Origin of the sequence: Rhodococcus (subgen. Prescottella) equi, assembly GCF_003013675.1 — a bacterium.
GTDB lineage: Bacteria > Actinomycetota > Actinomycetes > Mycobacteriales > Mycobacteriaceae > Prescottella > Prescottella equi.
On record NZ_CP027793.1, the window covers coordinates 249,396 to 261,070 of the forward strand.

An 11,675-nucleotide genomic window follows, 5' to 3' on the forward strand; every position below is an offset into this window, starting at 1 on the left:
CGGTTTGTCGCCGCCATTTGCCCGCGTCGGAGTGGCCGGGGAGTGAGGAGGGCCGACCGCTGCCCGCAACCCTCGCGATGACACGCATCCCCCGCCGGCTGATGGAATGAGCCACGGACCAAGGGGCTCGGCGATCGTCGCCGCGGTGCCGGGCGCCTGGCCCCGAGCCGAGGGGGTGTGCGCGCGTCGTGAGCTGTGCACCTGTTCCGGAAACAGGCGATTTGGTGTTCTGCGGGAGGATCGCGTAACTTATTCCGAGTCAGAGCGACACGGACACCGACCCGGACGCGATCTTCACTGGTCAGCGAGGGAAAACGAGGTTGTACGGGGAGCGCCTGATATTCCCGGAAGTTGGTCGACGATCCTGCCGTGTGTAGGGTGGTTGTACCGCGTCCGGGTGGCCCGGAAGGGAAGCGAGTTTGCACTCGACTCTCGGGTGGGCTAAGCTGGAACGGTTGCCCCGGAACGAGAAACTGTGTGTTTCGAGTGATGGTGTGTGCGTGTTCTTTGAGAACTCAACAGTGTGTCGATGAATGTCAGTGCCAATTTTTGGTACTCCACCACTTTTTGTGGTGGGTATTTGCTGATTGTCTCATTCTTCCGTCTGGGATGGTCAGCGCAAACAGCTAGTTTGAGTTTATTTTGCTAGTGATTTGACTCGATGTCTATGACTGATTGCCGGTTTTGCCGGCCAATCTTGAGTCTTCAACGGAGAGTTTGATCCTGGCTCAGGACGAACGCTGGCGGCGTGCTTAACACATGCAAGTCGAACGGTAAGGCCCCTTCGGGGGTACACGAGTGGCGAACGGGTGAGTAACACGTGGGTGATCTGCCCTGCACTCTGGGATAAGCCTGGGAAACTGGGTCTAATACCGGATATGAGCTCCTGTCGCATGGCGGGGGTTGGAAAGGTTTACTGGTGCAGGATGGGCCCGCGGCCTATCAGCTTGTTGGTGGGGTAATGGCCTACCAAGGCGACGACGGGTAGCCGGCCTGAGAGGGCGACCGGCCACACTGGGACTGAGACACGGCCCAGACTCCTACGGGAGGCAGCAGTGGGGAATATTGCACAATGGGCGAAAGCCTGATGCAGCGACGCCGCGTGAGGGATGACGGCCTTCGGGTTGTAAACCTCTTTCAGCAGGGACGAAGCGAGAGTGACGGTACCTGCAGAAGAAGCACCGGCCAACTACGTGCCAGCAGCCGCGGTAATACGTAGGGTGCGAGCGTTGTCCGGAATTACTGGGCGTAAAGAGCTCGTAGGCGGTTTGTCGCGTCGTCCGTGAAAACTTGGGGCTCAACCCCAAGCTTGCGGGCGATACGGGCAGACTTGAGTACTGCAGGGGAGACTGGAATTCCTGGTGTAGCGGTGAAATGCGCAGATATCAGGAGGAACACCGGTGGCGAAGGCGGGTCTCTGGGCAGTAACTGACGCTGAGGAGCGAAAGCGTGGGTAGCGAACAGGATTAGATACCCTGGTAGTCCACGCCGTAAACGGTGGGCGCTAGGTGTGGGTTTCCTTCCACGGGATCCGTGCCGTAGCTAACGCATTAAGCGCCCCGCCTGGGGAGTACGGCCGCAAGGCTAAAACTCAAAGGAATTGACGGGGGCCCGCACAAGCGGCGGAGCATGTGGATTAATTCGATGCAACGCGAAGAACCTTACCTGGGTTTGACATATACCGGAAAGCCGTAGAGATACGGCCCCCCTTGTGGTCGGTATACAGGTGGTGCATGGCTGTCGTCAGCTCGTGTCGTGAGATGTTGGGTTAAGTCCCGCAACGAGCGCAACCCTTGTCCTGTGTTGCCAGCGCGTAATGGCGGGGACTCGCAGGAGACTGCCGGGGTCAACTCGGAGGAAGGTGGGGACGACGTCAAGTCATCATGCCCCTTATGTCCAGGGCTTCACACATGCTACAATGGCCGGTACAGAGGGCTGCGATACCGTGAGGTGGAGCGAATCCCTTAAAGCCGGTCTCAGTTCGGATCGGGGTCTGCAACTCGACCCCGTGAAGTCGGAGTCGCTAGTAATCGCAGATCAGCAACGCTGCGGTGAATACGTTCCCGGGCCTTGTACACACCGCCCGTCACGTCATGAAAGTCGGTAACACCCGAAGCCGGTGGCCTAACCCTTGTGGAGGGAGCCGTCGAAGGTGGGATCGGCGATTGGGACGAAGTCGTAACAAGGTAGCCGTACCGGAAGGTGCGGCTGGATCACCTCCTTTCTAAGGAGCGTTCTCCAGTGGAGGGGCAACAGAGGTTGTCTTCTTGCTGGCAGAGGCCGTTTAGTCCCCAATCGTGGGACTGCGGTTGCTCATGGGTGGAACACTGACTACCTCATCCGCGTTGGGTCGGCCCGAGTGCCGGCTGGTGGGTGATATATCGGCATACTGTTGGGTCCTGAGAGAACACGTGAGTGATCTTTCATGGAAGAAACGACAAGACCTGGGCGTGGTCATACCGCGGTGCGAGAGTGCCGGCTGGTGCCACATGAGTTCGGGTGTTGTGTGTTGTTTGAGAACTGCACAGTGGACGCGAGCATCTTTGTTGTAAGTGTTTAAGAGCGTACGGTGGATGCCTTGGCACCAGGAGCCGATGAAGGACGTAGGAGGCTGCGATAAGCCTCGGGGAGCTGTCAACCGAGCTGAGATCCGAGGATGTCCGAATGGGGAAACCCAGCCACAGTGATGTGTGGTTACCCGCGCCTGAATATATAGGGCGTGTGGAGGGAACGTGGGGAAGTGAAACATCTCAGTACCCACAGGAAGAGAAAACAACATGTGATTCCGTGAGTAGTGGCGAGCGAAAGCGGAAGAGGCTAAACCATGGGTGTGTGATAGCCGGCGGGCGTTGCATTCGTGGGGTTGTGGGATCCGTCTTGTCAATTCTGCCGGATTGGCCGACAGTGAGAAATCATCGTGTTAGTCGAAGTGGTCTGGAACGGCCTGTCGTAGAGGGTGAGAGTCCCGTAGACGAAAACATGGTGACTGTCGTGACGGACACCCGAGTAGCAGCGGGCCCGTGAAATCTGCTGTGAATCTGTCGGGACCACCCGATAAGCCTGAATACTCCCTGGTGACCGATAGCGGACTAGTACCGTGAGGGAAAGGTGAAAAGTACCCCGGGAGGGGAGTGAAATAGTACCTGAAACCGTGCGCTTACAATCCGTCAGAGCCTGCGCCACTTCGGTGGGTGGGTGATGGCGTGCCTTTTGAAGAATGAGCCTGCGAGTTAGCGGCATGTCGCGAGGTTAACCCGTGTGGGGTAGCCGTAGCGAAAGCGAGTCCGAATAGGGCGTTTGTAGTGGCATGTTCTAGACCCGAAGCGGAGTGATCTACCCATGGCCAGGGTGAAGCGACGGTAAGACGTCGTGGAGGCCCGAACCCACTTAGGTTGAAAACTGAGGGGATGAGCTGTGGGTAGGGGTGAAAGGCCAATCAAACTCCGTGATAGCTGGTTCTCCCCGAAATGCATTTAGGTGCAGCGTCGCGTGTTTCACTCTGGAGGTAGAGCTACTGGATGGCCGATGGGCCCCACAAGGTTACTGACGTCAGCCAAACTCCGAATGCCAGAGTGTGAGAGCGCGGCAGTGAGACTGCGGGGGATAAGCTTCGTAGTCGAGAGGGAAACAGCCCAGATCGCCGGCTAAGGCCCCTAAGCGTGTACTAAGTGGAAAAGGATGTGGGGTCGCGAAGACAACCAGGAGGTTGGCTTAGAAGCAGCCACCCTTGAAAGAGTGCGTAATAGCTCACTGGTCAAGTGATCCTGCGCCGACAATGTAGCGGGGCTCAAGTACACCGCCGAAGCCGCGGCATTCACATAACACCCATGCGGGTCTACGGGCCTGTGTGCAGTGGTGTGGATGGGTAGGGGAGCGTCGTGCAGCCATGGAAGCGCCGGAGTGATCCAGGTGTGGAGGCTGCACGAGTGAGAATGCAGGCATGAGTAGCGAAAGACGAGTGAGAAACTCGTCCGCCGAATGACCAAGGGTTCCTGGGCCAGGTTAATCCGCCCAGGGTGAGTCGGGACCTAAGGCGAGGCCGACAGGCGTAGTCGATGGACAACGGGTTGATATTCCCGTACCCGTGTGAACGCGCCCCTGGTGAATCAGTGATGCTAAGCGCCCTGAAGCCGCCTTCGAACCTTCGGGTTCTCCGGTGTGTGGATGCGCGTGAACCGATCTGGTAGTAGCCAAGCGATGGGGTGACGCAGGAAGGTAGCTGAGCCAGTCAGTGGTAATACTGGTGTAAGCGTGTAGGGCGTGACCTAGGCAAATCCGGGTCACATACAGCCTGAGACGTGATGCGTAGCCGATTGAGGCGAATTCAGTGATCCTATGCTGCCGAGAAAAGCCTCTAGCGAGCTTTCACACGGCCCGTACCCCAAACCGACACAGGTGGTCAGGTAGAGAATACTAAGGCGATCGAGATAACTGTGGTTAAGGAACTCGGCAAAATGCCCCCGTAACTTCGGGAGAAGGGGGGCCTCGTCTGGTGACGGAACTTGCTTCCTGAGCTGGGTGGGGCCGCAGAGACCAGAGAGAAGCGACTGTTTACTAAAAACACAGGTCCGTGCGAAGTCGTAAGACGATGTATACGGACTGACGCCTGCCCGGTGCTGGAAGGTTAAGAGGACCGGTTAGCCAGTAATGGCGAAGCTGAGAATTTAAGCCCCAGTAAACGGCGGTGGTAACTATAACCATCCTAAGGTAGCGAAATTCCTTGTCGGGTAAGTTCCGACCTGCACGAATGGCGTAACGACTTCTCTGCTGTCTCAACCACAGACTCGGCGAAATTGCATTACGAGTAAAGATGCTCGTTACGCGCGGCAGGACGAAAAGACCCCGGGACCTTCACTATAGCTTGGTATTGGTGTTCGGTTCGGTTTGTGTAGGATAGGTGGGAGACTGTGAAGCGGGCACGCCAGTGTTCGTGGAGTCGTTGTTGAAATACCACTCTGATCGTATTGGACATCTAACCTCGGACCATGATCTGGTTCAGGGACAGTGCCTGGTGGGTAGTTTAACTGGGGCGGTTGCCTCCCAAAATGTAACGGAGGCGCCCAAAGGTTCCCTCAGCCTGGTTGGCAATCAGGTGTCGAGTGCAAGTGCACAAGGGAGCTTGACTGTGAGACTGACAGGTCGAGCAGGGACGAAAGTCGGGACTAGTGATCCGGCACCGGCAAGTGGAAGCGGTGTCGCTCAACGGATAAAAGGTACCCCGGGGATAACAGGCTGATCTTCCCCAAGAGTCCATATCGACGGGATGGTTTGGCACCTCGATGTCGGCTCGTCGCATCCTGGGGCTGGAGTAGGTCCCAAGGGTTGGGCTGTTCGCCCATTAAAGCGGCACGCGAGCTGGGTTTAGAACGTCGTGAGACAGTTCGGTCTCTATCCGCCGCGCGCGTTAGAAACTTGAGGAAGGCTGTCCCTAGTACGAGAGGACCGGGACGGACGAACCTCTGGTGTGCCAGTTGTTCCGCCAGGAGCACTGCTGGTTAGCTACGTTCGGAAGGGATAACCGCTGAAAGCATCTAAGCGGGAAGCCTGTTCCAAGATGAGGTTTCTCACCCCCTCGAGGGGGTAAGGCCCCCGGCAGACCACCGGGTTGATAGGCCAGAACTGGAAGCACAGTAATGTGTGGAGGTGACTGGTACTAATAGGCCGAGGACTTACCACAAAGAAGCTACGCGTCCACTGTGCGGTATCTGAAACAACACACAGATACCATTCACCCCCACCATCTTTCGGGTCTTCGGACCCCGGGGATGGGTTCGGGTAGGGGTGTTGAATGTGTGACAGTTTCATAGAGTTACGGCGGCCATAGCGGAGGGGAAACGCCCGGTCCCATTCCGAACCCGGAAGCTAAGCCCTCCAGCGCCGATGGTACTGCACTCGACAGGGTGTGGGAGAGTAGGACACCGCCGAACACCCGTTAACCGGAAGGCCCCCACCAGCACTGGTGGGGGCCTTCCGGCATTTCAGCATCTCCTTCACCGACCATTCTTTTACCGCCGCCGGCCCCGGACGAGGCGGGCGAGTCGAATGCCTACGGGCGCTCGGCGTCGTCGGAATTTCGGGCGATCCGGCGCAGGAGGCCGGCCAAGAGCGCACGCTCGTCGTCGTCGAGTCCTTGCAGCAGTTGCCGATCCCGCTCGACCCGGCGCGGAAATTCCTCGTCGACCATTGCGCGGCCGGCGTCGGTCACCCTGAGCAGGACGACGCGACCGTCGCGCTCGAAACGCTCCCGCGCCACGAGCCCCAGCTTCACCAGCCGATCGGCATGCTTGGTGGTGGCAGCACCGCTCACCATCGTCACCGCGGTCACCTCGCTGGCACGGAGCGGGCGCTCGCTGCGGGCAAGTGCGCAGAGCACCTCGAACTCGGCGCGCGACACTCCGCTGGGGCCCAAGGCGCGGTCGAGTCGGTGCAGAGCCTGTGAGCTGATCCGAGTGATCCGTCCGAGCACCTCGATCGGAGACGTGTCGACGTCCGGGTAGGTCGATGCCCACTCCAGACGGACTTTGTCGATGAAATCAGGCTCGGCGCTGACGGTCGGATCCACTTCCCCATCCTAGCCGCGAGCACTGTTCACTTCATTAGTATTTTACTAGTGAACTAGTGCGCGTACACTGGTTGAAGTGACGGCGCTCGAGACCCCCGACCCCACCCGGTTCGACCACGCCCGCGGAGCCTTGGCGCACGCGGTCGCACCGAGCACCTGGCGCCGGGCGTTCGACCTGCGGGCGGCCGACGCGACGATCGCGCCGGCGCTGCGGGTCGGTTTCGCCACGGCGATCGTGTTCGTCGTGGCCGGCCTCCTCGGTTATCGGGAGTTGGCCGGATTCGCGGCGTTGGGTGCGTTGGCGTCGGCGTTCGGCCGATACGAGCCGTACCCGCGTCTGGCGGGGAAGTTGTCCCTCGTCGGTCTGGCGCTCGTTGCCTTCGTCGCGTTCGGTGGTCTCCTGGGCGCGGCAGCGCTGCCCACCGTCGTGCTGATCGGCGTTCTGTCGGTGGCGGCGGGCCTTGCATCGGCCTTCATGAACACCTTCCAGCTGATCGGGCCCGGCCCGGTGATCCTGATCTTCGCGGCAACCGGGGCGGCCGGCTACTCGACGGCGTCGGGCGAAGTCCTGTCGGTGACGACGGCCGCCGCCGTGGGCGTCGCGGTCGGCTGGGTAGCGGCGATGCTGCCGGGCCTGCTTCTGCCGTTGGGTCCGGCTCGGCTGGCGGCCGCGCGGGCGCTGGTGGCCGTCGGGTCACTCGAACATACGGGCGCCGAGCAGGTTTCGGCGGCGCGAGCGGCCGTGGGGCGCGCCCGGGATATCCTGGCCGCCAGCGGACACTCGCGCGCGCGGCGCGGGCACGGCCACGATCTCGCGCTGCTGCTCGACGCCGCCGCAGATGCGATCGACACCTGGGTGGCCGAGGGTGACCCGACCCGGATTCGTGAGATCGCCCGGCACGAACGTGAACTCCGCAAGGTCAAGAGGTCCGGACGTCTCGGCGGCGTCGGTGACCGCCCGACACCTCGCACCGAACTGCCGGCCCCGGCCCGAATGCTGCACGTGGCACGGATGAACGTTCGGTCCGCCGCGCTTCGGCACACCGCCTATCGGGTTGCCGCGGCCTCTGCCGCCGCGGGTTGGCTCGCGTGGGCGTGCGGGCTCGCACATCCGCTATGGGCGTCGATGGGCGCGATCGCGGCTCTGCAGGGCCTCAACTTCACGCAGACCGTACAGCGGGGTATCCAGCGACTGGTGGGCAACATCGGTGGTGCCGTCATCGCGGCCGGGCTCATCGCCCTGTCCCTGGGATTCTGGCAGGCAGTCGTCGCTGTCATCGTCCTGCAGACCGCCGCCGAGCTCATGGTGCTGATCAACTACGCGCTCACGTCGCTCGTGGTGACACCGATGGCTCTGGTGCTCACCGGGTTCACGTCGCCGATCACCCCCGAGGCCGGTATGACCCGAATCCTGGACACACTCATCGGCGTCGTGGTCGGTGTGCTCGTGGCGGCGGTGACGGTCAGCCGGGCCGACCGTCACCACCTGGTCTGACTCAGCCGACGCGCGTCACGATCGCGAACGGTCCCACCTCGTCGACGGTGAAGCGCGGGTCGTCGAACAGCGATTTCGGGAAGGAGACGCTGTAACGGCGGACGTTCGGATCGTTCGGGTAGACGTCCTCGGCCAGGCGCAGGGTGTAGCCGTCGGCGCTCTTGCGGAAGACGAACACGTCCGGTGCGCGCCAGGGCAATTCGTCGAGCGCAGCGACGAGCTCGTCCGGCGTCTCGAACTCCGTCCAGCTCTCGATCGCCTCCGAGCGCTCGCGGAACTGCGCCAAAGGATTCGCGTAGTGCGACGTCAGCGCCTGGAATCCGTAGTACGGGTAGAAGCTGAGGAAGCTGGTGTCCGACGTGAGCACCACCGTGTCGTGGCGCTCGCCGGGGCGCCGCTCGAGGATCGTCCGGTCGATGTCGCCGTAGTAGGAGGCCGCGCCGGGCGGGCGCTGGTCGCCGCGGGCACCGTCGCCGTCCGTGTCGGTGTACGCGACGGTGATGTCGTTCGACAGCACCTGGGGGATGTTCTGCGCGAAGGCGATCAGACCCACGAGTCCGATCACGACGACGGACGCCTTCACTCGCGGATTATCGCGAGTCGCCAGGACGAGCCAGCGCGCGAAGTCGAAGAAGCCGAACACGCCGGCGGCCCCGAGCAGCAGGATGAGCACCGGTTCGAGGCGGAAGGACAGCAACGTGCCACCCACCGCGGTGAACGCCATCGACATCAGCGACCACAGGTAGATCGCCACCACGCCGATGCCGAGCGCTTGGGCTCGACGTGACGAGGTCACCCGGAACACCAGCCAGATCGTGCCGAGCAGACACAGCGCCCCGGAGAGCGAGAGCTGGAGCATCGGAAGCGGCAGGCGCGCACCGGCGTCGGGGAGGTAGTGCGTGGCGGTGCCGCTACCGGCGGGCACACCGTGCAGCGCCTCGAGCAGATAGGGCAGCCAGACGGTAAGCGCGATCGCGATCGCGATCGCGGCGATGACGGCCAACCGAACCAAGGGGGCGACCGCTCCGCGCCACGAGCCTTGCGCCCGGACGGCGAGACCCGCCGCGACCAGGGCCATGAGCGTGATGGCGAATGCCGAGAGTCCGAGGTACAGCGTGTAGAACGCGGCGGCGACACCGAGGAAGATGCCGGTGCCGACAACGGCGCCCCATCCTCCGCGGCCGGTCCGATCCGGACGGTGCAGTCCGCCCCACGCCAGCACGAGGACCGGCGGAATCAGGACGGCGATTACGGCGCCGTACGGCTCGGACGAGGCGTACGCGACCGTCAGCGCGGCGGTTGCCAGCGCGGCCACGATCGCGCGGTCGGTGCGAATCAGCTTGGTCCACAACACCAGCGCGACGACGGCGGCTACGGCGATCGAACCGATCGCGTACGGCTTGAAGGTCTCCCAGCCGTCCATGCCGAGCAGGTTCGCGACACGTCCGCCGATCCAGAACCACCCGGCCGGGTAGTACGGCGGCAGATCCGCGTACGTCATGTCGTGCAGCGCTGCGGAATCGGTGAGGCGCGTGAGATATTCGGTGCGGAACTCCTGGTCGACCGAAACGCCGTGCAGGTACAGCTTCGTCGCGCTCAGCGGCATGCCGAGCGTCACCGTCACGAAGCCGGACAGCCCGGCCCACGACAGTAGGGTCGCCGCGCGGGTCCACCGTCGGGCGCGGAAGAGGGCGACACACAGCGCGAGAACGGCGATCGTGACGACCTGCCCCACCGTCGTGACGGCCTGTGTGACGTTCGACGACGGAAACGCCGGCCACGACACCCGACCGAAGGCGAACAGTCCCACCGCGGCGACGATCGCGGCCACGAAGGCCCCGAGGATCATCTCGACAGCGGTTCCACCGGCCAGTCGGGCAGGGGCGACTCGCGACGTTGCGAGGGGGGCTGCACCTGATTGCGACACGGCCCGAGCTTACTTGGGCGCGGGTCCGGGACCGGGGTTCAGTAGGTTCGAGGAATGAGTGACGAGCACGCGCAGACTCCGCAGTGGTTCCGGGAGGCGCTGGCTGCGCCGGTCGAGACCGGCGAGGTGGACGTCGACGGCGCTGCCATCCGATTCCGCGCGTGGGGCGCAGCGGGGCAGCCGGGTCTCGTGCTCGTGCACGGCGGGGCGGCGCATTCGCGGTGGTGGGACCATATCGGCCCGCAGCTCGCGGGCGATCGCCGCGTCGTCGCACTGGACCTCAGTGGGCACGGTGACAGCGACACCCGTGAGCACTACTCGCTCGACCAGTGGGCGCACGAGGTGGCGGCGGTGGCATCGGCGTCGGGCATCGAGGGCCGTCCGGTCGTGGTGGGCCACAGTATGGGCGGCATCGTGTCGTTCGTCGCGGCGGACCTCCACGGCGACCGGCTCGCCGGCGTGCAGATCGTCGACTCGCCGATCCGGCAACGCACCCCCGAGGAGGATGCCGCGCGCCGCAAGGCCGCGTTCGGACCCAAGAAGGTGTACCCGACGCGGGAGGAGGCGCTCGCCCGCTTCCGATTCGTGCCGCCGCAGGAGGCGGCGGTGCCGTGCGTTCGCGAGCACGTGGCGGAGACGTCGCTCATGGCCGTCGAGGGCGGCTGGTCGTGGAAGTTCGACCCCGCCATGTTCACCCGCTCCGGCGGTGACACGCTGGCCGTCGCCGTGCCGCGCTGCCCGATTGCGTACTTCCGTGCCCAGCACGGCATCGTCTCCGACGAGTTGATGGAGCAGATGCGGGAGCGGTTCGGTCCGTCGGCGATCGTCGCCGAGATCCCCGACGCGGGCCATCACACGATGATCGACCAGCCTCTCGCCCTGATCACCGGCATCCGCACGGTCCTCGCCGCCTGGGCCGCCGCCTCCTCCTGACCGCGTTTCGCGCACTTGTCGTCAGAATCCGGCCCTCCGGAGCGCATCAAGTGCGCAAAACGCGGGGGATCAGGGGGCGGGGTCGGTGCGGGTGATCGCCCGCGTGAGCGCCGCTGCCGAGAACTGCGCGAACTCGTCGGAGTCGAGGTAGGACGCCCAGTTGTTGACGATGCTGGCGGCGACGCCCTGCATGCCGGACAGCAGGAAGGGCAGCACCGCGGCCTCGTCGCGTAGGACGCGCCCCTCCTTCGCTGCCGCGTCGGTGACAGCCTCGAGTACCGCCTCGTCGTAGCGGCTACCCGAATCATGCACTGCGCGAAGTGATTCACGCTCCGCGTCCGCGGGCCGCTCGGCGTCGCGCCAGATCTGGGACATGCGACCGAGGCGACCCCACCGGCGGGCGGACTCGTCGATGATGGCGGCGATCAGCGCGGCCACGCCGCGGTCGCGGGGAAGCGCCGCGACGGCCCGCGTCGACTCGACGATGTTCTCGTCGAGCAGCGCCATGAAGATGTCCTGCTTGTCGGCGAAGTACTGGTAGATGAGTCCGGTGCTCGTGCCGGAGCGCTGAGCGACCGACCGGATCGTCAGTGCCGAGTACCCGCCCTCGTCCAGCAATGCCGCGGCAGCGTCGAGCGTCCGGCGTCGCCGGGCCTCCGCATCGCCGTAGATCGACCCTCCGCTCGCTTCACCCACCGCAACACCGTAGCGGGGCGGATCGCCGACCACCAAGAATGAACAATGTTCGTTTTGGGATT

At 63.3% G+C, this 11,675-nt stretch carries 5 protein-coding genes and 3 rRNA genes; 5 read left to right on the forward strand and 3 right to left on the reverse strand.

The genetic code is table 11. The features are described from left to right. Positions 1-705 precede the first annotated feature (705 nt). The 3 genes from C7H75_RS01050 to rrf all read left to right on the forward strand — a co-directional run bounded on the left by C7H75_RS01050 (position 706) and on the right by rrf (position 5,927). Positions 706-2,224: ribosomal RNA gene (locus C7H75_RS01050) — 16S ribosomal RNA — on the forward strand. Between the two features lie 322 nt (positions 2,225-2,546). Then, positions 2,547-5,677: ribosomal RNA gene (locus C7H75_RS01055) — 23S ribosomal RNA — on the forward strand. A gap of 133 nt (positions 5,678-5,810) precedes the next feature. Next, a 5S ribosomal RNA gene (gene rrf, locus C7H75_RS01060) occupies positions 5,811-5,927 on the forward strand. Together the 16S, 23S and 5S rRNA genes form the textbook arrangement of a ribosomal RNA operon. 119 nt (positions 5,928-6,046) lie before the next feature. Here rrf and C7H75_RS01065 read toward each other — a convergent pair. Next, a complete protein-coding gene (locus C7H75_RS01065; RefSeq protein WP_013414525.1) occupies positions 6,047-6,562 on the reverse strand; it encodes a MarR family winged helix-turn-helix transcriptional regulator in 516 nt (171 codons plus the stop codon). A 76-nt stretch (positions 6,563-6,638) separates the two neighbouring features. Here C7H75_RS01065 and C7H75_RS01070 point away from each other — a divergent pair, with 76 nt between their 5' ends. Further along, positions 6,639-8,057 carry an FUSC family protein gene (locus C7H75_RS01070; protein ID WP_106850843.1) on the forward strand — a complete coding sequence of 473 codons (1,419 nt, stop codon included), beginning with the start codon at positions 6,639-6,641 and terminating at the stop codon, positions 8,055-8,057. A gap of 1 nt (position 8,058) precedes the next feature. On the opposite strand, the gene C7H75_RS01075 is transcribed toward C7H75_RS01070, so the two are convergent. Next, positions 8,059-9,906, reverse strand: coding sequence for a galactan 5-O-arabinofuranosyltransferase (locus tag C7H75_RS01075; protein ID WP_106850844.1), 1,848 nt, complete (start codon positions 9,904-9,906; stop codon positions 8,059-8,061). Between the two features lie 132 nt (positions 9,907-10,038). Here C7H75_RS01075 and C7H75_RS01080 point away from each other — a divergent pair, with 132 nt between their 5' ends. After that, positions 10,039-10,917, forward strand: coding sequence for an alpha/beta fold hydrolase (locus C7H75_RS01080; protein WP_013414528.1), 879 nt, complete (start codon positions 10,039-10,041; stop codon positions 10,915-10,917). Positions 10,918-10,986: 69 nt separating this feature from the next. Here the strand turns inward: C7H75_RS01080 and C7H75_RS01085 are convergent, their stop codons facing one another. Beyond that, positions 10,987-11,613 carry a TetR/AcrR family transcriptional regulator gene (locus tag C7H75_RS01085; protein ID WP_081188602.1) on the reverse strand — a complete coding sequence of 209 codons (627 nt, stop codon included), beginning with the start codon at positions 11,611-11,613 and terminating at the stop codon, positions 10,987-10,989. Between the last annotated feature and the right edge of the window lie 62 nt (positions 11,614-11,675).

Coding starts and splice junctions, on each gene's coding strand:
- C7H75_RS01075 (WP_106850844.1), bottom strand. CDS start 9,906: ATGATCCTCGGGGCCTTCGTGGCCGCGATCGTCGCCGCGGTGGGACTG.
- C7H75_RS01080 (WP_013414528.1), top strand. CDS start 10,039: ATGAGTGACGAGCACGCGCAGACTCCGCAGTGGTTCCGGGAGGCGCTG.